Genomic DNA, 26,521 nt, shown 5'->3' on the forward strand with positions numbered 1-26,521 from the left:
GTCCTTTCCCTCAGTTGAGTATTCGCGTGACGGCCGGTGTAAACGCAGCGCCGGCCGGAACCGGTTCGCGAGCGGCGCCGGCGTGCGCCAGGCGGATCAGCCCGGTCACATCCAGGATCATGGCCACGGTGCCGTCGCCCAGGATGGTGGCCGCGGAGATACCCTCGACCTTGCGGTAGTGCGTCGCCAGGCTCTTGATCACGACCTGCTGCTGGCCGAGAAGGTCGTCCACGTACAGGCCGGCCTTCTTGCCGTCGGCCTCCACGATCACGAGCAGGCCCTGGGCCAGATCGGTCGAACGCGGCGCGACGTGAAACAGCTCGTAGAGACGCAGCAGTGGCATGTATTCCTTGCGCAGCCCGTACAGTTCGGCGCCGCCGGCGGGGCGGCTGACCTGTTCCGGATTGATGCGCACCGACTCGACAATGCTGACCAGCGGCAGGATGTAGGTATGCGCGCCCACCTGCACGCTCAGGCCATCCAGAATGGCCAGCGTCAGGGGCAGACGCACGGTGAAGCAGGTACCACGGCCCGGTTGCGAGGCAACCTCGATGGTGCCGCCAAGGCTGCGGATATTGTTGCGCACCACGTCCATGCCCACGCCACGGCCGGAAACGTCGCTGACGGCTTCCGCCGTGGAGAACCCCGGCCTGAAAATTATCTCGGCGATTTCCTCGGGTGCGGGATTGGCCGACGCCGGAAACAGGCCGCGTTCGACGGCCTTGCTGAATATGCGGTCATACGCCAGGCCGCGTCCGTCATCGCGGACCTCGATCACGACATTGCCGCCCTTCTGGTAGGCCTTGAGTTCGATGCGCCCGGTTTCGGGTTTGCCCGCGGCGAGGCGTGCCGCCGGAGGTTCGATGCCGTGGTCCAGGCTGTTGCGCACCAGGTGCAATAGCGGATCGATGAGGCGGTCGATCACGGTCTTGTCGATTTCCGTCTGCTCGCCGTGAATGGTCAGCTCGACCTTCTTCTCCAGCTTCTGGCTCATGTCGTGCACCAGACGCGGCAACCGGTTGAACGCGAAGCTGAGCGGCAGCATGCGGATATGCATGACGCTCTCCTGCAGCTCGCGGGTATTGCGTTCCAGCTGGGCGATGCCGGCGAACAGCCGGGAAAGGCTGTCGAAGGAAAAATTGGTCGCGAGCTGGCTCAGCATGGTTTGCGTGATCACCAGCTCGCCCACGGTATTGATCAGCGCGTCGACCTTGGGCACGCTCACGCGCAGCGTGTCCGCGTGCGAATCCATGGAGGCCACTGCCTCGGCGATGGAGCGCGGCGCCAGAGACTGCACCGGATGTGCGGTGACTTCCAGCGTGCAATCGTCCATGACCCAGCTGAACACGTCGGCGATGGTCTCGCGCGTGACCGGACCGATCAACTCGAGGCTCCACGCCAGATAGCAGGCTTCCGGATCCAGCTGTTCCCACGCCGGCAAGGCGGCGAGATCGGCCAGCACCTTGAGCTCGCCGAGGTCGCTTAATTCACGCAATATCCGCAGCGGGTCGTTGCCGTTATGGAACAGGCGCCGGTGCGGACGGAACACGATATCCCAATGCGCCATGCCCGATGCCTGCGCCGGTGTCGCTGATACGGTCGCGGCAGCGGATGCGACGTTTTCGCTCGCCAGATTTTCCAGCTGGGCGCGCACGCCATCGATGGCGTCCTTGTCCACGTCCTTGCCGGTGCGGGCGGCGATGATCAGGCTGCGCAGACAATCCACCGAAAGCAGCAACAGGCTGATCATGCGGCGGTCGGGACGCGAGCGGCCGTCGCGCAGGTCGTCGAGCCGCGACTCCAGCACGTGCGCGAATGCGGCCACTTCCTCGAAACCGAAGGTGCTGCTGCCGCCCTTGACGGAATGGGCGGCGCGGAAAATGGTGTTGAGAATCTCGGGATCGGCGGCGACGACAGCATGGCCGTTGTCGGCCGCGGCCTTTTCCAGGCGCAGCAACTCGGTTTCCATGCCCGCCAGGCCTTCGAGGCTTTCCTCGAAGAAGGTCTGGTGGAACTGGCGCATGTCGATGGCCATGGCCTTATCCCAGGACCTTTTTGACCACGTTCAGCAGTTGTTCCGGATTGAAGGGTTTGACGATCCAGCCGGTAGCACCGGCGACCTTTCCCTGCTGGCGCTTGGATTCCTGCGACTCCGTGGTCAGCATCAGGATCGGGGTGAACTTGTAGTCCACCAGCTCACGCAACGATTTGACCAGCGTGATGCCGTCCATGTTGGGCATGTTGACGTCGGCGATGACCAGGTCGATCTTCTTGCCCTGGAGAAGCTGTAATGCTTCCTTGCCGTCGCAGGCCTGGATGACCTCGTGCCCCACGCTGTTGAGCGTGAAGCTGATCATCTGGCGCATGGAGGCGGTGTCGTCGACGGTCAGTATGGTTGCCATAGCGGTCCTCCTTCAGAACAGCTCCACGGCGGGTCCGTTGCCCACGGCCCCATGGACCTTGCGCAGGTCCTGTTCCGGGTTCTTCGTCAGCTTGACCTCGGCCTCAGCGGCGGGAATATCGTGCATGCGCGACAGCCAGTTTTCGTTGCCCGGCACGTTCTTGAGCAGGCCCTTGTCCAGATTGGCGGTTTCCTGCATCAGGTGGTAAAGCGTGCGGCGCAGGTCGTCCATCGGCTCCAGCATCCCGCTCAGTTTCTGGCTGGTGATGTCCTGGAACTGCAGGGAGACCACGACGTTCTGCACGTCCTGGGCGATCTCCTTGCTGATCTCGTTGATGCGGCTCACGGTCTCGGCCACTTCGCGGTTCTTGCCTTCGAGCGAACGTGTCAGTGAAATCACGTCTTCCTTGATCTTGAGCGCGTGCTCCATGTCGGCGGCCGACAGCGTGCGCATGTCGCCGTAGGTCTTGCTGAGGCCGGTGCGCACTTCCTTCAAGTGCACGCGGATGCGGTCGCTGAATTCATGCGAGCGCTTGCTGAGCCGGCGGACCTCGGAAGCCACCACCGAGAACCCGCGTCCGTGTTCGCCGACGCGCGCGGCTTCGATGTCGGCGTTCAACGCCAGCAGGCTGGTCTGGTCCGCCAGTTTTTCCACGTCGAGCAGGAAGCCGTCGATCGCCTGCGTGCGGTTCTGCACGCCGTCGAGTTCGCGCACCATGTTCACGGAAAGATCCGCCACGCGTACGACCTCGTCAGCCATCTTGTTGAGGCGTTCGTCCGAAACCTGAATGAAGTCCTTGAGGGATTGGGGGGCACCGTCGCTGGCGGCGCCCTGCGTGCCTTCGAGCAGCTCCATGGCCTGGCGCGCCTGGATGGTGGCCTTGTTGATGACCGCCTCGAAGCTGCTGGCAATGGTGCCGGTCGCCTGCTCCGTCTGCTTGATGACCGACTGTATCTCGCGGCGCAGCACCAGTGCGGCTTCGCCGTAACGCTGGCCCACGTCCATCCAGCGCCGCATCAGCTCTTCCAGACGGCGTCGCTGATTGTCCGCGGCCATCGATTGCAGAACGTCGTCCACCTGCGGTATCTGTTCGATGTCTCTGGATGGCGACAGCAGGTCGTCCACCTGCTCGAGCACCTGCTTGGCGTCGTGTCCTTCCAGGACTTCCTCGCCCTGCAACGGCACGGCTTCTTCCTGCTTGCGCGCGTAAAACGCGAGCACGGTAAGCGTGAGCACGGCGCACAAGCCGCTGCCCAGCGCCGCCCACCACGGCACGAAGGGCACCGTCCACGCCAGCGAAATGCCCATGCCAACGGCGGCTGACAGCCACCACCGCGGCCAGGACGAAATTTTTGACGTAAGCGAGAGGTGTGTGCTCATGACGCCATCTCGAGAATGATTTCAAGGCCGAGCACGCGCGCGGCCTGCTGCAATACGGGGGACGGGCTGTGCCAGGTGAGCGCCAGGCCGCGTTGGCGCGCGGCACGGGTGAATCCGGCCAGCACCTGCATGGCGGCGGCATCCAGCCGCTCGATACGGCTGCCGTCGATAACGATGGCGGTGGCGGCGGCCAGCACGGTGTTGAGCTTTTCATGCAGCGCACGGGCATCGCGGATGCCGAGCGCCGCCTCCAACGCCACATGCGTGGTGTCGGCGGTGTGCTCGATGTGTACCGGATCCATGCTGTTTCCCATGACGACCCCTCCTTATTGGGGTCCTGCTGTCCGCATCTGTTCCTGTTTCCCGGGATTTCCCGGCATACCTAAGTTATAGCAATACCTGTGCCAGCCTCTCGGGGATTGCCGGGAAACAACCCAAAATAAGCGGGAATAACCGCCGGAATAGCGGTAATTCGTCTGAAACGGCAGATTTACTGCGGGATAGCGGTGACATCCCCGCTGGATAACAGGGGACTGAAAATGACGGGAATGGGCCCCGGCCCTGATGTGGCCGGGGCATGACAGAAAACGCCGCCGGGCTAGCGGGGCAAATTATCCAGGATGGTCTTTTTGACGGCGCCCAACTCGGCCTTGACCTTGTGCAGCGGGCCGGTGCTCTGCTTGATGGCGGTATCGGGGTCCTTGAGGCCGTGGCCGGTCAGGGTGCAGACCACCTGGCTGCCGGCGGGAATTTTGCCCGACTTGATGTCGCGCAGCGCGCCGGCCACGGAAGTCGCCGATGCCGGTTCACAGAACACGCCTTCCTTTTCAGCCAGCAACTTCTGCACGGCGAGGATTTCTTCATCGGTGCACTCGTCGAACCAGCCGCCGGACTCTTCTTTCACCTTCCAGGCCTGATCCCAGGACTGGGGATGGCCGATGCGGATGGCGGTGGCAATAGTCTCCGGGTTGTCGACCATGGCGCCGCGCATGAAGGGCGCGGCGCCGGCCGCCTGATAACCGATCATCTTCGGCCGGCTGCCAGTCACGGCACCTTTGGCGTAAGCGCACTGACCCTGACAGAAAGTGCAGGCGGCGGTCACATTCTTGCCGGAAGCTGAGGAATATTCGCAGTAACCGATCCAGTGCGCCGTGATATTACCGGCGTTGCCCACCGGCAGGCAGTGATAGTCCGGGGCACGGCCGAGTTCTTCAATGATCTCGAACGCTGCGGTCTTCTGTCCTTGCAGGCGATACGGATTAATGGAATTCACGATCGTGACCGGCGCCTCTTTGGCTACCTGTTTCACCAGTTCCATCCCGGCGTCGAAATTGCCCTGGATCTGGATCACCACCGCGCCGTGGATCATGGCCTGCGCCAGTTTTCCGAGCGCGATCTTGCCGTCCGGAATCAGCACGAAGCAGGTGATGCCGGCGCGCGCGGCATAGGCCGCCGCGGACGCCGAGGTGTTGCCGGTGGAGGCGCAGATGATGGCGCGGCTGCCCTCTTCCACCGCCTTGGTCACGGCCATGGTCATGCCGCGATCCTTGAAGGAGCCCGTCGGATTCAAACCTTCGAACTTGACGTAGATGTCCGCCTGCTTGCCCAGCTCGCGCGGAATGTTCCGGAGCTGGATTAAAGGCGTTGCACCTTCGCCCAGGCTGATGATGCGCGTGTCCTTCGAGACCGGCAGGCGGTCGCGGTATTTTTCGATGAGGCCGGTGTAGCGATTGCCGATATTCATGATGTAAAAACCTAAATATTAAATTTCACCACAGAGAGCGCGGATAACGCAGAGAAAGAATTTTTAAACTTAAAAATCTCTGCACCCTCTGTGATCTCTGCGGTTCAAACTATTACTTCCAATCGGGGTTCAGGTGTTCGAGGCGGATGCGCGCGACCTTGGCCTTGATCGAGGAAAGTTTCTCGATGCGGGCAATCGCCTCGTTCATGTTTTTTTCCTTGACGCGCTGCGTCAGGATGATGACCGGCACCGAGTCTTCGCCCGCCTGCGGTTCCTTCTGCAGGATGGACTCGATGCTGATGCCGAGATCGGCCAGGATGCGCGTGACCTCGGCGAGCACGCCGGGTTTGTCCAGCGCGTGCAGGCGCAGGTAATACGAAGTCTCCACCTCTTCGATGGGCAGGATCGGCAGATCGACCAGCGCGTCCGGCTGGAACGCCAGGTGCGGCACGCGGTTGTTCGGGTCCGCAGTCAGGGTGCGCACCACGTCCACCAGGTCGGCGACCACGGCCGAGGCCGTGGGCTCGGCGCCGGCGCCGGCGCCGTAAAACATCGTCGGGCCCACGGCATCGCCCTTGACCAGCACGGCGTTCATGGCGCCGTCCACATTGGCGATCAGCCGGCGTTCCGGGATGAGCGTGGGGTGCACGCGCAGTTCCACGCCGCCGTTGGTGCGGCGGGCGATGCCCAGCAGTTTCACCCGGTATCCCAGCTTTTCCGCGTATTGCACGTCCAGGCGCGTGAGCTTGCTGATGCCCTCGGTGTAGGCCTGCTTGAATTTGAGCGGTATGCCGAAGGCGATGGCGGCGAGAATGGTGAGCTTGTGCGCCGCGTCGATGCCCTCGACGTCGAAGGTCGGATCGGTCTCGGCGTAACCCAGGCGCTGCGCCTCCTTGAGCACGTCGGCGAAATCCGCGCCCTTGTCGCGCATCTCGGTGAGGATGAAATTGCAGGTGCCGTTGATGATGCCAGCCATCCACTCGATGCGGTTGCCCGCCAGCCCTTCCCGCACCGCCTTGATGATGGGAATGCCGCCGGCGACCGCGGCCTCGAAGGCTACCATCACGCCTTTTTTCTGCGCCGCCGCGAAGATTTCATTGCCGTACATGGCGATGAGCGCCTTGTTCGCGGTCACCACGTGCTTGCCGTTGGCGATGGCCTCCAGCACCAGTTCGCGCGCCGGCTCGTAGCCGCCGATTAATTCAACCACCACCTCGATTTCGGGGTTGCGCACCACTTCGTATGGATCCTGGACCAACTGGATGCCTTCCATGGGACAGGCGCGTTTTTTCCTGAGGTCGCGAGCCGAAGCCTGGGCGATGCGGATTTCGCGTCCCGCGCGGCGGGAAATTTCCAGGGCGTTGCGTGCCAGCACGCTGACCGTGCCGCAGCCGACGGTGCCGAGGCCGAGAATGCCGATTTTGACGGGTTTCATAGTTTTAAAAATATGATTTGTTTAGACAGGATTTACAGGATTAACAGGATTTTTGCTCGCTATTTTTTTAATCCTGTGAATCCTCTTAATCCTGTCCATTCATTTCTTAATTTTTCGCTTGGCGCGCGTCGAGCGACACCCGGTCCTTGCGGAACATTTCGCGAATCGAGCGCACCGCCTGGCGCGTGCGGTGTTCGTTTTCAATGAGCGAGAAGCGCACATGGTCATCGCCATATTCGCCGAACCCGATGCCGGGTGAAACCGCCACCTTCGCCTCCGTCAGCAATTTCTTGGAGAATTCGATCGATCCCATGGCACGGTAGGCCTCGGGGATGCGCGCCCAGACGAACATGGTGGCCTTGGGTTTCTCCACCAGCCAGCCGGCGGCGAACAGGCCGTTGCACAGGACATCCCGGCGGCTCTGGTAGGTCTGCCGGATTTCCTCGAGGCAGTCCTGCGGTCCCTCGAGGGCGAGAATGGCGGCGATCTGGATCGGCGTGAACATGCCGTAATCGAAGTAGGACTTGAGCCGCGACAGCGCCGCCACCAGTTTCTGGTTGCCGCACATGAAGCCGATACGCCAGCCGGGCATGTTGTAGCTTTTGGAAAGCGTGAAGAATTCCACCGCCACGTCCTTGGCGCCGGGCACCTGCAGGATCGACGGCGCGCGGTAGCCGTCGAACACGATATCGGCGTAAGCCAGGTCGTGCACCACCCAGATTCCATGCTCCTTCGCGATAGCAATGACCTTCTCGAAGAAATCCAGCTCGACGCACTGCGTCGTGGGATTGGCCGGGAAATTCAGCACCAGCATCTTCGGCTTGGGCCAGGCGTTCTTGATGGATTTCTCCAGCTCGGCGAAGAAATCCACGCCGGGCACCAGCGGCACGTGGCGGATGTCGGCGCCGGCGATCACGAATCCGTAGGCGTGGATCGGATAGCTCGGGTTCGGCACCAGCACCGAGTCGCCCTTGTCCACCGTGGCCAGCGCCAGGTGCGACAGACCCTCCTTGGAGCCGATGGTCACGATCGCCTCGCTGTCCATGTCGAGGTCGACGTCGTAGCGACGCTTGTACCACTGGCAGATGGCGCGGCGCAGGCGCGGAATGCCGCGCGACACCGAATAGCGATGGGTGTCCTCGCGCTGCGCCGCCTCGACCAGTTTGTCCACGATGTGTTTGGGCGTGGCGCCGTCGGGGTTGCCCATCCCGAAGTCGATGATGTCCTCGCCACGGCGGCGCGCCTGCGCCTTGAGATCGTTGACGATGTTGAAGACGTAGGGCGGCAACCGCTTGATGCGGGGGAATTCGTCGTTTTGTGACATGCGATTCGTCGGGCTGTTATAGTTACGCGCGGCCGCCAAGATATTGAATACGCGTGCATTATAGGGCTTTCACCATAATGAGGGAATAAGCCGCACACACATGCGACAGCAATTTTACGATGAAAATCCAGCTTGAAACGGGCGGCGGGCAGAACCTCGTCCGCGCCTACGCGCCCGGCAGCATCACCGTCAACGACAAGGCGTACTCCCGCAGCCTGATCGTGACGCCGCAAACGCTGACGGACTGGCCGCCGGCCAGCTTCGCCGATCTGCTGGCGGCGCATTTCGAGATGCTGGCGGAGATGCGGCCGGAGGTCGTGATCCTGGGCACGGGCGCGAAATTGCGCTTCCCGCCTCCCCGCCTGACGCGGGCGCTGGTGGAGGCGAATATCGGGCTCGAGGTGATGGATACCGGCGCCGCCTGCCGTACCTACAACATCCTCATGGGCGACGGCCGCCGCGTCGTAGCGGCGCTATTGATGATCGAGAGCGAATAAGCCTAAGAAGTTCGCCACAGAGCACACAGAGCCAATCAACTGCTTTTTTCTCTGTGATCTCTGTGCGCTCTGTGGCTAGATTATTATGAGTTTTCTCTAAAACAGCGAATCCACCGAGTAGCCGGCCTTTTCCAGAATCACCCGCAGGCGCTTGAGGGCCTCGACCTGGATCTGGCGCACGCGTTCACGCGTGACGCCGATGTCGGCGCCGACCTCTTCCAGGGTGGAAATCTCGCGGTGATTGAGGCCGAAGCGGCGCTCGACCACTTCGCGTTGCTTGTCGTTGAGTTCGTTCAGCCATTGCTGGATCAGCTGCTGCAGGTCGTCGCGTTGCAGCACCTTCTCGGGATCGGGCGTGCGCTCGTCGGCGATGGCATCCAGCAGCGAGCGGTCCGGATCGTCATCCAGCGGCGCGTCCACGGAGGCGACGCGCTCATTGAGGCCCAGCATGCCCTTCACGTCCTCCACCGGCTTGTCGAGCAGGTTGGCGACTTCCTCCGGTGACGGTTCGTGATCCAGCTTCTGCGACAGGTAGCGCGCGGCGCGCTGGTAGATGTTGATTTCCTTGAGCACGTGCACCGGCAGGCGGATGGTGCGCGTCTGGTTCATGATGCCGCGCTCGATGGTCTGCCGTATCCACCAGGTGGCGTAGGTCGAAAACCGGAAACCGCGCTCGGGATCGAACTTTTCCACCGCGCGGATCAGGCCGAGATTGCCTTCCTCGATGAGATCGAGCAAGGAAAGGCCACGGTTCATGTAACGCCGCGCGATCTTGACCACCAGGCGCAGGTTGCTTTCGATCATGCGCTTGCGCGCCTTGCCGTCGCCCTTCTGCGCCTTGCGCGCGAAAAACACCTCTTCCTCGGCGGACAGCAGCGGCGAGAAGCCGATTTCCTTCAGGTAAATCCGGGTGGCGTCCGCATGGGAATAATAGGTATCCCGTGGCTCTTTCCCGGCGGTTTCGGGTTCATCGTCCTCGGCCGCCGCCTTGGCCGGGGTTTCCTCCGCCGTTTCGGTTTCCGCTTCTTCCTCGGTTTCCTCCGCCGGAGCGAGAGCTTCGTCTTCGACCTCTTCAGCTTCCGGCGATACCTTGACGGGCTCGGTCTTGGCTCCGGACTTGGCCTTGCCTTTTTTGACTGTGGGGTGGGACGGTTTGCGTGGCGGCATAATTACTTTTTGGGAAGATAATCCAGCGGATCCACCGGGGCGCCGCGATATCGCACTTCGAAATGCAGCTTGGCTCTGTCGGTGCCGCTGCTGCCCATGTCGGCGATTTTCTGGCCGCGTTTTATCACATTACCTTCCCTGACGTAAATCTTGTCGCAGTGGGCATAAGCGCTCAGGAAATCTTCGTCATGCTTGATGATAATAAGCTGTCCGTAACCGCGAAGTCCACCTCCCTGATACACCACTTGCCCGGCTTCCGCCGCGAGGATCGGCTGTCCGGTCTTGCCGGCGATGTCGACGCCCTTGTTCGGTCCGTTGGCGGAAAAGCGCTCCAGCAATTCGCCCTGCGCCGGCCACGTCCAGGACAGCCTTCTGGCCGCCACTGCCGGCACGCGCGGTGCCGGTTTGGCCGGCGGCGGTTTTTTCTGGACGTCCACCCGGGGCGGAGGCGGCGGTGCCGGACGCGGTGCCGGTTCCGTGCCGGACGGCGGAAACAACTGCAGGCGCTGCCCGGGCTTGATGACATACGGAGGAGGAATCCGGTTCCAGCGCGCGACGTCCTGGTAGTCGCGCCCGGATTCCCAGGCGATGCTGTAAAGCGTGTCACCCGGCTGCACCACGCGGTAGGCGCCGGCGGGTTGCCGCAAGCTTCGGCCCTGCTCGCTGACCGGAGACAGGGGAAAGCTGCCGCAGGCGACCATGAGGAGCGCCGGCAAAACAGAGGCGCACAATTTCAGGCAGGTCTTCATCCGTTCCATCCCGGGCGGGAACGTCGCGGCTTCAGAGCGAATCTCTCACCAGCGGGACAAAATTGACCAGCTCAAGGCGTTCCTGGACCGGGCCTTTATCCGTCTGCTGCACCAGCAGCAGCTCCTGCATCGTCGGCCCGCCCACCGGGATGACCAGCCGGCCGCCGGGCGCCAGCTGTTCCAGCAGCGCCGGCGGAACCGCCGCCGGCGCGGCCGTGACGATGATCCCGTCATAGGGAGCGTGTTCCTTCCAGCCCCAGCTGCCGTCGGAGAGCTTGATGTGGACGTTGCGGCAGCCGATCTCGCGCAGCCGCTTGCGCGCCAGTTTCATCAACGGCTCGATGCGCTCCACGGAGTAGATTTCGTCCACCATGCCGGCCAGCACCGCGGTCTGGTAACCGGAACCGGTGCCGACCTCCAGCACCTTCTTCAGGCGCCCGCCGGCAAGCAGGGCCTGGGTCATGAGCGCCACGATATAGGGCTGGGAGATGGTCTGACCATGGCCGATGGGCAGGGCCGTGTCCTCGTAAGCGCGGCTGGCCAGGGCTTCGTCGACGAATACATGGCGCGGCACATGGAGGATGGCCTCCAGCACACGCTCATCACGAATCCCCTCCTCGCGCAGTCGCTGGATGAGGCGGTCGCGGGTGCGCCGCGAAGTCATGCCGATGCCGTGGACGTCCATTCTCACCGGTAGTCTTGCCTTAAAGTCGGTCCCGCTAGATTTTCCTGAGCCAGGCAGAAACCTGATCCAGTGCAGTATAACGGGTCAAATCCACATGCAAAGGGGTGATGGAAACGAAATGATTGCGGATGGCGTGAAAATCCGTCCCGGGTCCCGCGTCGGATTCCGCGCCGGGCGCCCCCACCCAGTAGACCGGATTGCCATGCGGATCGCTGGTACGAATCACCGGTTCGGCCTTGTGACGATGCCCGAGACGCGTGGCTTCGAAGCCCGCGAGTCGCTCGACCGGCACGTCCGGCACATTTACGTTCAATATAGTATCCGCCGGCAGGGATTCGGGCTTCAGTTTTTCCAGCAGCCGCAGCGTCACCTGTGCCGCGGTTTCAAAATGTGCTCCGGCCTTGCCCGCCAGCGACACGGCGATGGCCGGCAGCCCGAGGAAACGCCCTTCCATCGCCGCCGCCACCGTGCCGGAGTAGATCACGTCATCGCCGAGATTGGCACCGCGGTTGATGCCGGCGATCACGATGTCAGGCTCCTGCTCCAGCAGCCCGGTGATCGCCAGATGCACGCAATCGGTCGGCGTGCCGTCGACAAAGTAAAAACCGTTGCCGGCCTTCTGCGCGCGCAGCGGATGGGTCAGCGTGAGAGAGTTGCTGGCGCCGCTGCGGTCGCGCTCCGGCGCCACTACGTCCACCTGCGCCACCTGCACGAGCGCCTTGGCCAGGCAGGCAAGGCCGGGAGCGAGATAGCCGTCGTCGTTGCTTAATAGTATTCGCATTCTTGTCTCGTCATTCCCGCGGGGGCTCTCTGTTGTCATTCCGGCGAAAGCCGGAATCCAGTTTCATAATTGGTTCGTGCGCTCCGGCGTTGGAAAACCCTACCCATAAGAGACTCCACGGTAATCGGTGAGGTGTGTTTTAAAAACCCCGTATGGCGCGCCCGAGCATCGCAGCCGGCATCGGGGTATTCACGCGCCTCGTGTTCGAGCCCGAGGCGCGTATTTTGCGCCCGGCGAGTTGAGGCGCGTGCCGGTGCCGGCGAGAAGCGCAGTGGGGTATTCGCGCCATCCGGGGGCGTGCTTTCTTTGGTTACTTTCTTTGCACGAGCAAAGAAAGTAACCTGCCGTGGGTCAGCCACCCACAAGTATGCGTCGCCGAAGGCGACACAAAACCATTTTGAGTCGCGCAAAAGCTGCGCGAACCATTCAAGACCTGGATTCCGGCTTTCGCCGGAATGACGGAACTTGTAAACCGCCCACTCACGAGGATGCGACACCGAAAATGACACAAAGCCAAAGGCCGGAGATAGAGGAAACAAAAAATCAGATTGGTCGGGGCGAGAGGATTTGAACCTCCGACCACCACCACCCCAAGGTGGTGCGCTACCAGGCTGCGCTACGCCCCGTTTGTGTATTTGCGTGGAAGGGTCCCGCATGATGTACCGCAGAGTTGCGGGCGCCATCATACCGGAGAATCCGCTTGAAACAAGAATAATTTAGAGTTTCTTCAGCATGTCCAGGACATCTTCCAGCTCGTTGATGAGCGTCTTGATGGCCTGTTGACGATTGACATCCAACGGCGCGGGGTTGTCCAGCTCAAGCTTGTTGCGTGCGCCGCTGATGGTGAACCCTTCTACATAAAGCAGGCTGCGGATCTGCCGGATCAGGACCACGTCGTGGCGCTGATAATAGCGGCGGTTGCCGCGACGCTTGACCGGCTTCAGCTGGGGAAACTCCTGTTCCCAATAGCGCAACACATGCGGCTTGACCGCACACAGCTCGCTCACCTCACCGATGGTGAAGTAGCGCTTGCCGGGGATCGTGGGAAGCTCGTGATTCTCGCCGGGGTCAAGCATTCAGTTCCGCCTGCTCTTTGAACTTTTCACGGTTCGCACTGGCGTTCTGCTCGACTCGTTCCTTGAGTTTGTGGCTGGCGCGAAAGGTGACCACGCGCCGGGCGGTGATGGGGATCTCCTCGCCGGTCTTGGGGTTGCGGCCGGGACGGGAGTTCTTCTGGCGTAACGAAAAGTTGCCGAAACCGGACAGTTTTACCTGTTCCCCTTCGGCCAATGCCCCCCGTATTTTTTCAAAGAAAATCTCGACAAATTCCTTTGCCTCCCGCTTGTTCAGACCCAGCTCGTTAAACAGGTTTTCCGCAAGATCTGCTTTGGTCAATGCCATAGGTCGATACCTTCTTTTCTTTATGCCAGAGGTACTTTTACTGACGCGGCCGGGCGCCCAGCCCGGTCTGCAGGGCGGTCATGACCTGCGTCATCACCCGCTCCACATCGTCCTCATTAAGAGTGCGCGAAGAGTCCTGCAAGGTCAAGCCCAGAGCCAAACTTTTTCTTCCGGAATCAATGCCTTTCCCGCGATATTCGTCAAATAGCTCAAGGTTTACCAGCAAGGTTCCGGCCGCCTTTTGCACACAATCCAGAACGGCTTGGGCCGATGTGGAATCATCTACAAGGATAGCAAGATCACGCCGGATGGAAGGAAATCTTGAAAATTCATGGAAAATAGGGATTTTCCCGTTCCGCAACGCCGCGAGCTTGAGCTCAAACAGCACCACCGGACGATCCAGACCCAATCGGGATTGTGCCCCGGGATGCAGCACGCCCAACAAGCCGATCCGGCCGTCTCCCTCCCGATGAATCTCTGCCGTTTGTCCCGGATGCAGGGCCGGGTGTTGCCCGGGCTGGAAACGGACGAACGACCCAATGCCGGCCAAAACCAGCAAGGCCTCCACATCGGCCTTCATGTCGTGAAAATCCACCGCCCGACGCGGCAGTCCCCACTGCTCCGTCAAAGCCTCGCCGCAGACAGCGCCAGCCAGCACGGGCTCCTCGTGAAAGCCTTCCCCCTGCGGCAGGAAGATGCGGCCTAGCTCAAAAAACCGTATCCGGGTCTGCTGGCGGTTCTGGTTGTAAAGGATGGTCTGCAGCAGACCAGGCCAGAGTGAGGTGCGCATGACCGCCATGTCCGCGCTGATCGGGTTGGCCAGCCGGGCCGGGCTCAGTTGCGGATCGATCAGGGCCTGGATGCCAGGCTCGACGAAGCTGTAGGTCACGGCCTCCTGGTAATCACGGTCGATCAGGCCGGCACGCAGGCGGGATTCACCGATATCCGACTCCGGCACCGGGCTGGCCGCCATGTCCAGGCGCGGGCGCCGGCTCGGCAGCCTGTCGTAGCCATGAATGCGCGCGATCTCCTCGATCAGGTCCACTTCACGGCTGATATCGAAACGATAAGAAGGCGGCGTGACCGTCCATTTATTCCCTGCCTTCTTCGGTTTCATGCCGAGACGCTGCAGAATGATCTCCGCGTCTTTTGCGGGCATGTCCAGACCCAGCAGCCGTTTGACGCGCTCCAGGCGAAGGGAAACCGGGGAGACGCGTGGCAGATGACGCTTCACGGTCTGCTCTATCACAGGCCCCGGCTTGCCGCCGACGATGTCCAGGATCAGGGCGGTGGCCCGCTCCATGGCCAGCCGCTGCAAGGCCGGATCCACGCCGCGCTCGAAACGGTAGGATGAATCCGTTTGCAGGCCATGCTCGCGCGCCCGCACCGAAATGGTTCCCGGCCGGAACCAAGCGCTCTCCAGAAACAAATCGCGGGTGCTGTCGCTCACGGCGGAATCCATCCCGCCCATGATGCCGGCCAGGGCCAGCGGCTGCACATCATCGGCGATCAGCAGGCTGCCCGGCCTGGGCGTCAAGCGGTTGCCGTCCAGCAGAACCAGCGACTCATCCTTCGCGGCGTGGCGCACGTGAATCGCGCCATGGATTTTCGAAAAATCGAAGGCATGCATCGGCTGGCCCAGCTCGAGCATCACGTAATTGGTGACGTCCACCACCGGATGTATGCTGCGGATACCGGAGCGACGCAGCTTTTCCTTGATCCACATCGGCGTGATGGCTTGCGCGTTGATGCCGGTCACCACGCGCCCGATGTAATGCGGGCAGTCCTGCTGCGCCTCCAGCTTGACCGGAATACGCAGTCGATGTTTCGGTTTCACCGGTTTGATGGCGGGGGATTTCATTTTTACGCCGGTGATGGCCGTGAGTTCGCGCGCGAGACCGGCGACGCTCAGGCAATCACCACGGTTAGGCGTCAGCTCGACTTCCAGCGCACTGTCATCCAGACCGAGGTATTCCGTTATGGACGTTCCAGGTTTGGCATCGGCACCCAGCGCCAACAGGCCCTCGGCCGACTCGGCCAGTCCCAGCTCCTGCGCGGAACAGAGCATGCCGGAGGAAGCCACGCCGCGGATTTCCGTGCGTTTGATCGTCATGCCGTTCGGCAACGTGGCGCCTTCCAGCGCCACCGGGGCACGCATGCCAACCGCGGCATTCACCGCGCCGCAGACGATGTCGAGCGCATTGCCCTTGCCGATGTCGACGCGACAGAGTCTGAGCTTGTCAGCGGAAGGATGCGGCGCGATGGAAACGATTTTGCCGACAACGACCTTGTCCAGTTTCGGCGCCACGGGTTCCACGGCGCCGACTTCCAGCCCGGCCATGGTCAGGCGATGCGCCAGCGCCTGAGTGTCGAGCTTGGGCGACACCCACTCACGCAGCCATTTTTCGCTGATTTTCATAATTAATTCTTAATGGACAGGACTTACAGGATTAACAGGATTCAAGTTACAGCAACATGTTTTCTAATCCTGTAAATCCCGTTAATCCTGTCTATTTAAATTGCTGTAAAAAACGTAAATCGTTTTCATAGAACAACCGCAGATCGTTCACGCCGTAGCGCAGCATGGCCAGACGCTCCACGCCCAGCCCGAAGGCGAAGCCGGTCCAGCGCTCGCTGTCGATACCGACATGCCGGAACACCTCGGGATGCACCATGCCGCAGCCCAGCACTTCGAGCCAGCCGGTGTTCTTGCACACGCGGCAGCCTTTGGCGCCGCAGATGACGCAGCTGATGTCCACTTCCGCCGAGGGTTCGGTGAACGGAAAATACGACGGACGAAAACGCAGTTTCAGCGGTTTCTCGAAGAATTGCGTCAGGAAATCGCCCAGCACGCCCTTGAGATCGGCGAAACTGACGTCTGCGTCCACCATCAGGCCTTCGATCTGATGAAACATGGGCGTGTGGGTCACGTCCGAGTCGCAGCGATAGACGCGCCCGGGCGCGATAATCCGCAACGGCGGCTGGTGGCTCTTCATGTAGCGGATCTGCACCGGCGAGGTATGCGTGCGCAGCAGCCGGTGCGCGTCGAAATAAAACGTGTCGTGCATCGCCCGCGACGGGTGGTTCGCGGGGATGTTGAGGGCCTCGAAATTGTGGTAGTCGTCCTCGATCTCGGGGCCTTCCGCGACGGCAAACCCCATGCGCGTGAACAGGGTTTCGAGGCGCTCCAGCGTGCGCGTGATCGGGTGCGGTCCGCCCGGGCGCATGCCGCGCCCGGGCAGGGTGACGTCCACCACTTCGCGCGAAAGCTGGCTGTCGCGCGCGGCGGTTTCCAGCTGCTGCTTGCGCGCGCCGAGTTTTTCCTGCAGCGCTTCCTTGGCCTGGTTGACGACGGCGCCGGCGCGCGGCCGCTCCTCCGGCGACAGCTTGCCGAGATTCTTCAACTGTTCGGTCAGCGCGCCCTTCTTGCCCAGGTAGCGGACGCGGATGTCCTCCACTGCCGCCACGTCGGCGGCCGCGGCCACGGCCGCCTCGGCCTCGCGCATCAGCGACTTCAGCTGCTCTTCGATGGTGGCGATGGATTCAGTCACGTTTCATTTTCCTGCCAAGAGCGCATAACAAAAGATATTAACCGCCAAGACGCCAAGGACGCCAAGTTTTTTATTTCTAAAAATGCTTTTCTTGGCGCTCTTGGCGTCTTGATGCGCGCCATCCCTGGCGCGCACCCCTTCGGGGCGTACTGAAGTACGTCCAATTTTGCTCCCGACAAAATTGTGGCGGTTCAAAATCATTTTTATCATAAAAAAAGGGAAAGGCCGGTTGACCTTTCCCTTTCTGTATTACCGCATCATGAGGCAGCGCGTGCCGCCATCAGGATATCAGCTTGCCAGGGCCGCCTTGGCCTTGTCGGCCAGAACGGAAAAGGATTGCTTGTCGTGCACCGCAATGTCGGCCAGGACCTTGCGATCGATGTCGATAGTAGCCTTTTTGAGCCCGTTCATAAATCGGCTGTACGAAAGACCGCACTCGCGCGCGGCGGCATTGATGCGCGCGATCCACAGGGCGCGGAATTCGCGCTTGCGGACGCGCCGGTCGCGATAGGCGTACTGGCCGGACTTGGCGACCGCCTGCTTGGCGACGCGGTAAACCTTGCGACGCGCGTTGTAGTAACCCTTGGCCTGCGACAGCACCTTCTTGTGGCGCGCGCCGGCCGTGACTCCACGTTTGACTCTTGGCATGTTCTATTCTCCTCAGCTGTACGGCAACAAGCGGCGCAGGCCGGCGACATCGGTGCTGTACACCGTGGTCGTGCCGCGCAGATGACGCTTACGCTTGGAGCTTTTTTTGGTGAGGATATGGCGCAGATGCGAGCGCGAACGCTTGAATCCGCCACCCGCGGTTTTTTTGAATCGCTTGGCCGCGGCGCGATTGGTTTTCAGCTTGGGCATGTTTGGTACTCCTTGAAGTAAGCGCCTGCGGGCACATGCATGGCCCGTTCGGTCGCGATTGTAAAACTATAAAACTGGTACCGCAGATGAACGCAGATGATATTGGTTTTTTATTTAGTTTTATCTGCGTTCCAGAATAATAAAAGTCACGTCGCCGTCTTGGTTTTGGGTTCCGCCTTCGTTTCTGTTTTTGGCGCCGCCTTCGGCGCCGGCTTTTCGCTCTTCACGGGCTTGACCGCGCCCGGCTTGGGATTCAGCACCATGACCATCTGCTTGCCTTCCAGCCGCGGATACTGCTCCACGGTGCCGTAATCCTTCAGATCGCCTTCCAGGCGCTTGAGCATTTCCAGCCCCAGCTCCTGATGCGCCAGTTCGCGTCCCCGGAAACGCAGGGTGATCTTGGTTTTGTCGCCCTCTTCCAGAAAACGGATCAGGTTGCGCAACTTGGTCTGGTAATCGCCGACATCCGTGCCGGGGCGAAACTTGACCTCCTTGATCTGAATCTGTTTCTGCTTGCGCTTGGCCGCGTGCTTGCGCTTGCTCTCTTCGTACTGGAACTTGCCGAAATCCATGATGCGGCAAACCGGCGGCTCCGCATTGGGTGAAATCTCGACAAGATCGAAACCGGCCTCTTCGGCCCGGCGCAATGCGTCACTGATGGGAACTATGCCAATTTGCTGACCGTCGTTGCTGATCAGCCTGACCTTCGGGGCATTGATGCGCCCGTTGACACGAACCTCTTTATCCGTCGCGATGTTTCTGTTCCTCCAAAATAGTAACGCCGCGGCTCGCGGCTTCCCGGGTGAGCATGGCGTGAAACGCCTCCGGCGTCATCCCGCCCAGATCCTCACCCTTGCGCGTGCGCACGGCTAGGGTACCTTCCTGCGCCTCCTTCTTGCCAACCACCAGCAGATAGGGAATGCGCTGCAAGGTATGTTCGCGAATTTTAAAGCCTATTTTCTCGTTTCTCAAGTCAGACTCGACCCGCCAGCCCTGTTTTGACAGGGTTTGTTCCAGCTTCCGGGCGTAGTCGTGCTGATCATCGGTGATGGTCAAAATGACCGCCTGCACCGGGGCCAGCCAGGCCGGCAGCGCCCCGGCGTGTTCCTCGATCAGGATGCCGATAAAGCGCTCCAGCGAGCCCAGAATGGCCCGGTGCAGCATCACCGGGACCTGCTTGCTGCCGTCCTCGGCGATGTAGGTGGCGCCGAGCCGTCCCGGCATGGAGAAATCTACCTGGATGGTGCCGCACTGCCAGACCCGGCCCAGGCTGTCCTTGAGCGAGAACTCGATCTTGGGGCCGTAAAACGCCCCCTCCCCGGGCTGCAAGTCCCACCGGAGCCCCTTGGCGTTCAGCGCCTGTTCCAGGGCGTGCTCGGCCTTGTCCCAGGACTCGTCCGAACCGATGCGGTCGGGCGGACGGGTGGAGAGCTTGTAGATGACCTCGCGGAAGCCGAAATCGGCGTATACCCGGTGCAACAGGTCGATGAACGCAGAAACCTCGGCCTGAATCTGGTTCTCGGTGCAAAAGATATGGGCGTCGTCCTGCACGAAGTTGCGCACCCGCAGCAGGCCGTGCAGGGCGCCGGACTGTTCGTTGCGATGGCAGGAACCGAACTCGGCCAACCGCAGCGGCAGGTCGCGGTAACTCTTCAGACCCTGGTTATAAACCTGGATGTGGCAGGGACAGTTCATCGGCTTGACCGCGTAGAGCCGCTTTTCCGACTCGGTGATGAACATGTCGTGGTGGAATTTCTCCCAATGTCCGGATTTCTCCCACAGCGAGCGATCCACCAGTTGCGGCGTGCGGATCTCGCGGTAGCCGTGCTCGCGCCACAGCTGGCTCATGTACTGGACGATGGTCTGGTACAGGCGCCAGCCGCGCTCGTGCCAGAAGATCATGCCCGGCGCCTCTTCCTGCATGTGGAACAGGTCGAGTTGACGCCCGATCTTGCGATGGTCGCGCTTCTCGGCCTCCTCGATCTGGTGCAGGTAGGCGTCGAGCGCCTCCTTGCTGGTCCAGGCGGTGCCGTAGATGCGCGCCAGCATCTCGTTGCGCGAATCGCCGCGCCAGTAGGCGCCGGCCACCTTCATGAGCTTGAAGGCCTTGAGCTTGCCGGTCGAGGGCACGTGCGGACCGCGGCACAGGTCAATGAACTCGCCCTGGCGGTACAGCGAGATCGATTCGCCCGCGGGGATGCTGGCGATGATCTCGGCCTTGTATTCCTCGCCCATGTCACGGAAGAACTTCACCGCCTCGTCGCGCGGCATGACCGTGCGGGTCACGGGGTAATCGCGTTTCGCGATCTCCTGCATGCGCTGCTCGATTTTTGCCAGGTCTTCCTCGGTGAAGCCGCGCTTGAAGGCGAAGTCGTAGTAAAAACCGTTTTCAATAACCGGTCCGATGGTCACCTGCGCCTCGGGGAACAATTCCTTCACCGCCTGCGCCAACAGGTGTGCCGTGGAGTGGCGGATCACCTCGATCCCCTCCGGGCTCTTGTCGGTGATGATCGCGATCGTGGCGTCCTGCTCGACCAGGAACGAGGTATCAACCAGCTTGTCGTTGACGCGCCCGGCGAGCGCGGCGCGTGCCAGGCCGGCGCCGATGCTCGCGGCAATCTCGGCGACCGTCACGGGTTTGGGATATTCACGGCGGCTGCCGTCCGGCAGCGTGATGACTGGCATAAGAGACCCTTTCGTCAGTGGCGACCGCTACGAATGGCCGCGTAAACGGGTTTCGTTCAACTCCACAACAACCGGCGGTGCCGGATCGAATTAATGGTAGGCGCGAGTGGGATCGAACCACCGACCACCACCATGTCAAGGTGGTGCTCTACCACTGAGCTACGCGCCTGCAAGGCGCGGGAAAATAGCACAAACCGGCGCGCGGCCACAAGTTTGCAACCCGTCATCCCCTTAGTTGCCGCGCTTCCGGCCCCCGCCCTCGATCACGCCGAATTTGCGCGAGCGGATCGTGTGGATCCGGTCGCGCACTGCCGCCGCCTTTTCGAACTCCAGGTTGCGCGCATGGGCGTACATCTGCTTTTCCAGCTTGTCGAGCAGCTTGGCCAGTGCCCGGGGCGCCATGGCGGCGTATTCGGCCTCCTCCTCGGCGGCGCGCAGGAACTCGTGCCCGGCATGTGCGGATTTCGAGCCATAGCCCTGGGTGTCATAGAGGGGGTGCGCCGGTGTCACGCCCTCGATGATCTCCTTGACCGCCTTGATGATGCCCATGGGCGTAATGCCGTGCTCTTCGTTATAGGCAATCTGTCGCAGGCGGCGCCGTCCGGTCTCGTCGATGGCCGCACGCATGGAATCCGTCATGCGGTCGGCATAAAGCATGGCCTTGCCGTTGATGTGACGCGCGGCGCGGCCCATGGTCTGGATCAGCGAACGCGTTGAGCGCAGGAATCCCTCCTTGTCGGCATCGAGGATGGCAACCAGCGACACCTCCGGGATATCCAGGCCCTCTCGCAACAGGTTGATGCCGATCAACACGTCGAAAACACCGGCGCGCAGGTCACGGATGATCTCGGCGCGCTCGATGGTTTCGATGTCCGAGTGCAGGTAACGCACGCGCACGTCATGCTCGTGGAAATATTCCGTCAGGTCCTCCGCCATGCGCTTGGTCAGCGTGGTGACCAGCACGCGTTCGCCGGCGGCGGTGCGCGCGCGCACCTCGGACAGCAGATCATCCACCTGCGCCGTCGCCGGCCGCACCTCGACTTCGGGATCGATCAGGCCGGTGGGCCGCACCACCTGGTCGACAACCACGCCCTGCGATCGCTGCAACTCGTACGGCCCGGGCGTCGCCGAAACGAAAATCGCCGGCGGCATCAGGCGCTCGAATTCATCGAAGCGCAGCGGGCGGTTGTCCAGCGCCGACGGCAGGCGGAAGCCGTACTCGACCAGCGTCTCCTTACGCGAGCGGTCACCCTTGTACATGCCGCCGAGCTGGGGAATGGTCACATGGCTCTCGTCCACGACCAGCAGCGCGTTTTTCGGAAGGTAATCGATCAGCGTCGGCGGCGGTTCACCGGCCTTGCGTCCGGAGAGGTAGCGCGAATAATTTTCAATGCCGGAGCAGTAACCCACTTCGCGCATCATCTCCAGGTCATAAAGCGTGCGCTGCTCCAGCCGCTGCGCTTCGACCAGCTTGTCCACGCTGCGCAATTGCTCCAGACGCTCGCGCAATTCGGCTTTAATCTGATCAATCGCGCCCATGATGGTTTCGCGCGGTGTGACGTAATGCGACGACGGATAAATGGTGAACCGCACCGGGCGGTTGTCGACCTCGCCGGTCAGCGGATCGAATTCCGAAAGCGCCTCGATGTCGTCGCCGAACAGCTCGACCCGCAGCGCGAGTTTTTCCGACTCGGCGGGAAAGATGTCGATGACGTCCCCGTGCACCCGGAAGGTCCCGCGGTGGAGCTCGATGTCGTTACGCGTGTATTGCATTTCCGTCAGGCGCTGCAGGATGGCGCGCTGGGACATGGCCGTGCCCTGGCGCAGGTGCAGGATCATGCCGTGGTAGGCGTCCACGTCGCCAAGGCCGTAAATGGCCGACACCGTGGCCACGATGATGACGTCCTCGCGCTCGAGCAGGGCCTTGGTGGCCGACAGACGCATTTGCTCGATCTGCTCGTTGATCGAGGCGTCCTTCTCTATATAAGTATCCGACGACGGGACGTAGGCCTCGGGCTGGTAGTAGTCATAGTACGAGACGAAATACTCCACGGCATTGCGCGGGAAGAAATCGCGGAACTCGGAATAGAGCTGCGCGGCCAGCGTCTTGTTCGGCGCCAGCACCAGCGTCGGACGCTGCACCTGCTGGATGACATTGGCGACGGTAAAGGTCTTGCCGGAGCCGGTCACGCCCAGCAGGGTCTGACAGGCTTCGCCCTGCGCCAGACCCGCGACCAGCGCCGTAATCGCCTGCGGCTGGTCGCCGGCAGGCGAAAAAGAACTGGAAAGCTCGAATCGGTGGCTCATGCGCTATCGTTTTTCCCGTGGCATGCGGGTATATTACCGCGTTTTTCGAAATCCAAATTCACTCACGCGAGGTACCGTTGTCCACCATCCGCCTGTCAGGCCGCGTCAACCGCATCAAGCCCTCCCCCACCCTTGCCGTCGACGCCCGTGCCAAGGCGCTCAAGGCCCAGGGCAAGGATGTCATCGGCCTGGGCGCGGGCGAGCCCGACTTTGACACGCCGGAACATATTAAAGAGGCGGCGATCCGCGCGATCCGCGACGGCTTTACCAAATATACCGCGGTGGATGGCACGCCGGGACTCAAGCAGGCAGTCATCGGCAAATTCAAGCGCGACAACGGACTCGACTATACGCCTGAAGAGATCCTGATATCGGTCGGCGGCAAGCAGAGCTTCTTCAATCTGGCGCAGGCGCTGCTCGACAACGGCGACGAGGTCATCATTCCGGCGCCGTATTGGGTGTCCTATCCCGACATGGTCTTGCTGGCCGACGCCACCCCGGTCATTATTTCCGCCGGCATCGATCAGGCGTTCAAGATCCGCCCCGAGCAGCTCGAGCGCCGCATCACCCGCAACACGCGGCTGCTGGTCATCAACAGCCCGTCGAACCCCACCGGCGCGGTCTACACCCGCGCGGAACTCGCGGCGCTGGGTGAAGTATTACGCAAGCACCCGCAGGTGCTGATCGCCACGGACGACATGTACGAACACATCCTGTGGGCGAACGAACCCTTCAGCAACATTCTCAATGCCTGCCCCGATCTGAAAGATCGCACGATCGTATTAAATGGCGTCTCGAAGGTATATGCCATGACCGGCTGGCGCATCGGCTATGCCGCCGGACCGAAGCCGCTGATCGCCGCGATGAAAAAAATCCAGTCGCAGAGCACGTCGAACCCGACCTCGATCGCGCAGGTCGCGGCCGAAGCGGCGTTGAACGGCGATCAGGGATGCATCGCGCCGATGGTGCGCGCGTTCAAGGAACGCCACGACCGCCTGGTAAGCCGCTTGAACAAAATCCGCGGCGTGCGCTGCCTGCCCTCCGAGGGAACCTTCTATGCGTTCCCGGACTTCAGCCGGGCCATCGCCGCCACCGACGGCGTCAACAACGACAGCGACATGGCCGAATACCTTCTGAATAAAGCTGAAGTGGCGCTGGTGCCCGGCTCGGCCTTTGGCGCCGAAGGCCACCTGCGCCTGTCTTACGCCACCTCCATGCAAATCCTCGATAAGGCCTTGGACCGGATAGAAAAACTCCTCGGCACGACCTGAAGTTATCAGTCCGTGGTGCCACCCGCTTTGCAGTTATAAAACAGCTTGGCATAATTTCGGGCAAGCCAGCACGGGGCTGAACCGGTCCCGTGACATAACCGGTCAAGTTACAACAAAACCGAGGTGGAGGATGTACGGCACGCAACGTTATCGGCGGCGCCATCGGGGACGCGCGCCGTCCCGCCTTATCCAGGCGGGCTATTCCATTTACGATCTCATGGTGACTTCCGCCGTGGCCGGTGTTCTCGGTCTTGGCGCCGTCGGCATGACCAGTATGGTCCAGGATGCACGCATGACCGCCCAAATAAATCAGATGATGGGACATCTGAACCTGGCGCGCAGCGAGGCAATTAAACGTGGAATTGCCGTGACCCTGTGTAAAACCGATGATGGTGCCGCATGCGCCAGGGGGTCGGAGTGGCATGCAGGCTGGATAATTTTCGTTGATAACAACGTCAACCGCCAAATCGATGACGGTGAAACGATAATAAAAATTGAACAACCATTGGACGCCATCGCGCTGAATTTCGCGGGCGCGCTCAATCGCGACCGCTATGTCACCTACAAACCGGTTGGAATGGTCGATCCGAACGGGACATTCACGTTTTGCGACCATCGTGGCGCGAAGAAGGCAAAAGCCGTCATTTTGCTTGGAACAGGACGCCCGCGCGTCTCCTCCGTCAGCGCCAGCAATGGACCCCTGAGCTGCTCCTAGCCCTTGGCCGCTCGCCTTGACCCCCACCCGCTTTCCGCCATAACATACGCGCCCTTCGACGTCTCATGGCGGGACGAACGAGCAGCAGGTTTCATATATTCCCCGGTAGCTCAGTCGGTAGAGCAAGTGACTGTTAATCACTGGGTCGGCGGTTCGAGTCCGTCCCGGGGAGCCATTTCACCTTCAAATTCACTCCAGTACCGCCGCCCCGGCGCGGGCAACTTGGCCATCTTCGTGCGCGCGCACCCCGCTCACGCCGATGCCGCCGACGATGCGCTCCTTCCATACCAGCGGCACGCCGCCTTCGGACGGCAGGACGCCGGGCAGGCCGAGCACACGCTGTTGACCGCTGTTGAGCGACTCTTCCCAGTTCTTGGTCGGCCGCTTGAAGGCCACCGCGGCCGTGGCTTTGCGGATCGCGATCTCGACACTCCCGAACTGGGCCTCGTCGAGGCGATGCAGGCATAACAAGTTGCCGCCGTCATCCACTACCGCGATCACCACCGGCCAGCCCTGTTTCAGCGCCTCCGTTTCCGCCGCGGCCATGATTTTTTTCGCGGCCGCCAGCGTCAGCGCGGGTTTTTCCACCAGCATGTCGTTTCCGGGCATGGCCCTCTCCTCTGGTTCGATTTACGGATAAGATACCGGCAAGCCGTTACGATGCAAACCCCGGCAGCATAACAACCAGCACATGCTCATTCTCCGGCTTTTCGGGATCATCTTTCCGGTGTTCGCCATCGTAGCGGTCGGCTATCTCTACAGCCGCTGGCGCCAGCCGGACATGACCGCGGCCAACCACATCAACATGACGGTGCTGCTGCCGGCGCTGATATTTCACGTGCTGTCCGGCAAGGACTTCCAGCTCGCCGAGTACGGCTGGCTGGCCCTGGGTGGCATTGTCGTGGTGCTGGGTTCAGGCCTGTTGGCGCTGTTGGCAGCCAAAGTGGCGCGACTCTCCCTGAAAACTTTCGTGCCACCGATGATGTTCAGCAACTCCGGCAACATCGGCCTGCCGCTCGCGGTGTTCGCCTTCGGCGAAGCGGCGCTGCCGGCGGCGGTGGTGCTGTTTCTGGTAGAGAACGGATTGCACTTCACCCTCGGTACCTGGCTCATGGACCATCGCGCCCCGCTGCACAAGGTGCTGTTGCAACCGATCGTCGCCGCCACCCTGATCGGTATCGCCTTCAGCCTGTTTCACTGGAACGTGCCGACGCCGATACGGGAGACTGTCAACCTGCTGGGCCAGGCCTCGATCCCGTTGTTGTTGTTCGCGCTCGGCACGCGCCTCACGCGCATCGATTTCAGCGAATGGCGCATCGGCGTGCTGGGCGCCGTCCTCTGCCCGCTGACCGGCGTGCTCATGGTGCTACTGGTGCGGCCGTTTCTGGAATTGACGCCGTTGCAGACGAGCCTGCTGCTGGTGTTCGGCGCCCTGCCGCCGGCGGTGCTCAATTATCTGGTGGCCGAACAATACCGGCAGGAACCGGGCAAGGTGGCTTCCATCGTGCTGATCGGCAACCTGGCGGGGTTTATCAGTCTGCCGATCGCGCTGGCCTTCGCGTTGTAAAT

25 protein-coding genes, 3 tRNA genes and 1 pseudogene are annotated in these 26,521 nt (G+C 61.6%); 5 read left to right on the forward strand and 24 right to left on the reverse strand.

The features are described from left to right. Positions 1 to 10: 10 nt before the first annotated feature. The 7 genes from SCL_RS07295 to alaC all read right to left on the reverse strand — a co-directional run bounded on the left by SCL_RS07295 (position 11) and on the right by alaC (position 8,285). Entirely contained in the window at positions 11 to 2,035 is a 2,025-nt protein-coding gene (locus tag SCL_RS07295; RefSeq protein ID WP_096360604.1) for a chemotaxis protein CheA, read from the reverse strand. 4 nt (positions 2,036 to 2,039) lie between these two features. Further along, positions 2,040 to 2,402, reverse strand: a complete 363-nt coding sequence (locus SCL_RS07300; RefSeq protein WP_096360605.1) for a response regulator — start codon at positions 2,400 to 2,402, stop codon at positions 2,040 to 2,042. 12 nt (positions 2,403 to 2,414) lie between these two features. Continuing rightward, positions 2,415 to 3,782 carry a methyl-accepting chemotaxis protein gene (locus tag SCL_RS07305; RefSeq protein WP_096360606.1) on the reverse strand — a complete coding sequence of 456 codons (1,368 nt, stop codon included), beginning with the start codon at positions 3,780 to 3,782 and terminating at the stop codon, positions 2,415 to 2,417. Then, positions 3,779 to 4,096 carry an STAS domain-containing protein gene (locus SCL_RS07310; RefSeq protein WP_096360607.1) on the reverse strand — a complete coding sequence of 106 codons (318 nt, stop codon included), beginning with the start codon at positions 4,094 to 4,096 and terminating at the stop codon, positions 3,779 to 3,781. The genes SCL_RS07305 and SCL_RS07310 overlap by 4 nt, the downstream gene beginning before the upstream one ends. Positions 4,097 to 4,380: 284 nt before the next feature. Beyond that, positions 4,381 to 5,526 carry a threonine synthase gene (gene thrC / locus SCL_RS07315; protein ID WP_096360608.1) on the reverse strand — a complete coding sequence of 382 codons (1,146 nt, stop codon included), beginning with the start codon at positions 5,524 to 5,526 and terminating at the stop codon, positions 4,381 to 4,383. Positions 5,527 to 5,638: 112 nt separating this feature from the next. Next, a complete protein-coding gene (locus SCL_RS07320; protein ID WP_096360609.1) occupies positions 5,639 to 6,961 on the reverse strand; it encodes a homoserine dehydrogenase in 1,323 nt (440 codons plus the stop codon). Positions 6,962 to 7,067: 106 nt separating this feature from the next. Then, complete coding sequence (gene alaC, locus SCL_RS07325; protein ID WP_096360610.1) at positions 7,068 to 8,285, reverse strand: alanine transaminase; 1,218 nt, start codon at positions 8,283 to 8,285, stop codon at positions 7,068 to 7,070. Positions 8,286 to 8,404: 119 nt separating this feature from the next. Here alaC and SCL_RS07330 point away from each other — a divergent pair, with 119 nt between their 5' ends. Then, positions 8,405 to 8,782, forward strand: a complete 378-nt coding sequence (locus SCL_RS07330; RefSeq protein WP_096360611.1) for an Mth938-like domain-containing protein — start codon at positions 8,405 to 8,407, stop codon at positions 8,780 to 8,782. 96 nt (positions 8,783 to 8,878) lie between these two features. Here the strand turns inward: SCL_RS07330 and rpoS are convergent, their stop codons facing one another. From rpoS to uvrB, 16 genes and pseudogenes are all read right to left on the reverse strand, one after another. Continuing rightward, a complete protein-coding gene (rpoS, locus tag SCL_RS07335; RefSeq protein ID WP_096360612.1) occupies positions 8,879 to 9,949 on the reverse strand; it encodes an RNA polymerase sigma factor RpoS in 1,071 nt (356 codons plus the stop codon). 2 nt (positions 9,950 to 9,951) lie between these two features. After that, entirely contained in the window at positions 9,952 to 10,698 is a 747-nt protein-coding gene (locus SCL_RS07340) for a peptidoglycan DD-metalloendopeptidase family protein (protein WP_197702556.1), read from the reverse strand. 31 nt (positions 10,699 to 10,729) lie between these two features. After that, positions 10,730 to 11,383, reverse strand: a complete 654-nt coding sequence (locus SCL_RS07345) for a protein-L-isoaspartate(D-aspartate) O-methyltransferase (RefSeq protein WP_096360613.1) — start codon at positions 11,381 to 11,383, stop codon at positions 10,730 to 10,732. A 34-nt stretch (positions 11,384 to 11,417) separates the two neighbouring features. Continuing rightward, entirely contained in the window at positions 11,418 to 12,164 is a 747-nt protein-coding gene (gene surE / locus SCL_RS07350) for a 5'/3'-nucleotidase SurE (RefSeq protein WP_096360614.1), read from the reverse strand. Positions 12,165 to 12,713: 549 nt separating this feature from the next. Beyond that, positions 12,714 to 12,790: transfer RNA gene (locus tag SCL_RS07355), tRNA-Pro, on the reverse strand. Positions 12,791 to 12,880: 90 nt separating this feature from the next. Then, complete coding sequence (locus SCL_RS07360; RefSeq protein ID WP_096360615.1) at positions 12,881 to 13,240, reverse strand: MerR family transcriptional regulator; 360 nt, start codon at positions 13,238 to 13,240, stop codon at positions 12,881 to 12,883. Next, positions 13,233 to 13,565, reverse strand: coding sequence for an integration host factor subunit alpha (locus SCL_RS07365; protein WP_096360616.1), 333 nt, complete (start codon positions 13,563 to 13,565; stop codon positions 13,233 to 13,235). The genes SCL_RS07360 and SCL_RS07365 overlap by 8 nt, the downstream gene beginning before the upstream one ends. Positions 13,566 to 13,602: 37 nt before the next feature. Continuing rightward, positions 13,603 to 15,984 (reverse strand): phenylalanine--tRNA ligase subunit beta, encoded by a 2,382-nt coding sequence (gene pheT, locus SCL_RS07370; protein WP_096360617.1) that lies wholly within the window; start codon positions 15,982 to 15,984, stop codon positions 13,603 to 13,605. Between the two features lie 91 nt (positions 15,985 to 16,075). Continuing rightward, complete coding sequence (pheS, locus tag SCL_RS07375; protein WP_231969857.1) at positions 16,076 to 17,071, reverse strand: phenylalanine--tRNA ligase subunit alpha; 996 nt, start codon at positions 17,069 to 17,071, stop codon at positions 16,076 to 16,078. Positions 17,072 to 17,119: 48 nt separating this feature from the next. Beyond that, positions 17,120 to 17,317: a hypothetical protein gene (locus SCL_RS14040; protein WP_172425964.1), complete on the reverse strand. Its 198-nt coding sequence runs from the start codon at positions 17,315 to 17,317 to the stop codon at positions 17,120 to 17,122. 87 nt (positions 17,318 to 17,404) lie between these two features. After that, a complete protein-coding gene (gene rplT / locus SCL_RS07380; protein ID WP_096360618.1) occupies positions 17,405 to 17,764 on the reverse strand; it encodes a 50S ribosomal protein L20 in 360 nt (119 codons plus the stop codon). A 12-nt stretch (positions 17,765 to 17,776) separates the two neighbouring features. Next, positions 17,777 to 17,974, reverse strand: coding sequence for a 50S ribosomal protein L35 (gene rpmI, locus SCL_RS07385; RefSeq protein ID WP_096360619.1), 198 nt, complete (start codon positions 17,972 to 17,974; stop codon positions 17,777 to 17,779). A 245-nt stretch (positions 17,975 to 18,219) separates the two neighbouring features. Then, positions 18,220 to 18,729, reverse strand: a pseudogene (gene infC, locus SCL_RS07390) (translation initiation factor IF-3); the annotation flags it as partial. Then, positions 18,716 to 20,659, reverse strand: a complete 1,944-nt coding sequence (gene thrS / locus SCL_RS07395; protein ID WP_096360621.1) for a threonine--tRNA ligase — start codon at positions 20,657 to 20,659, stop codon at positions 18,716 to 18,718. The gene thrS and the pseudogene infC, both read right to left, overlap by 14 nt. Before the next feature lie 94 nt (positions 20,660 to 20,753). After that, positions 20,754 to 20,828 (reverse strand) — tRNA-Val (locus SCL_RS07400). 62 nt (positions 20,829 to 20,890) lie between these two features. Next, entirely contained in the window at positions 20,891 to 22,966 is a 2,076-nt protein-coding gene (gene uvrB / locus SCL_RS07405) for an excinuclease ABC subunit UvrB (RefSeq protein ID WP_096360622.1), read from the reverse strand. Between the two features lie 77 nt (positions 22,967 to 23,043). Between uvrB and SCL_RS07410 the strand changes: the two genes are divergently transcribed. From SCL_RS07410 to SCL_RS07420, 3 genes are all read left to right on the forward strand, one after another. Further along, positions 23,044 to 24,237: a pyridoxal phosphate-dependent aminotransferase gene (locus SCL_RS07410; RefSeq protein WP_096360623.1), complete on the forward strand. Its 1,194-nt coding sequence runs from the start codon at positions 23,044 to 23,046 to the stop codon at positions 24,235 to 24,237. 130 nt (positions 24,238 to 24,367) lie between these two features. After that, a complete protein-coding gene (locus tag SCL_RS07415) occupies positions 24,368 to 24,952 on the forward strand; it encodes a GspH/FimT family pseudopilin (RefSeq protein WP_096360624.1) in 585 nt (194 codons plus the stop codon). Positions 24,953 to 25,051: 99 nt separating this feature from the next. Beyond that, positions 25,052 to 25,127, forward strand: a tRNA-Asn gene (locus tag SCL_RS07420). Positions 25,128 to 25,141: 14 nt separating this feature from the next. Here the strand turns inward: SCL_RS07420 and SCL_RS07425 are convergent. Continuing rightward, positions 25,142 to 25,561 (reverse strand): GlcG/HbpS family heme-binding protein, encoded by a 420-nt coding sequence (locus SCL_RS07425; protein ID WP_197702557.1) that lies wholly within the window; start codon positions 25,559 to 25,561, stop codon positions 25,142 to 25,144. An 82-nt stretch (positions 25,562 to 25,643) separates the two neighbouring features. On the opposite strand from SCL_RS07425, the gene SCL_RS07430 reads away from it, so the two are divergent. Beyond that, entirely contained in the window at positions 25,644 to 26,519 is an 876-nt protein-coding gene (locus tag SCL_RS07430; protein WP_096360625.1) for an AEC family transporter, read from the forward strand. Positions 26,520 to 26,521: the final 2 nt, after the last annotated feature.

It is taken from the genome of Sulfuricaulis limicola (genome assembly GCF_002355735.1).
GTDB classification, from domain to species: Bacteria; Pseudomonadota; Gammaproteobacteria; order Acidiferrobacterales; family Sulfurifustaceae; genus Sulfuricaulis; species Sulfuricaulis limicola.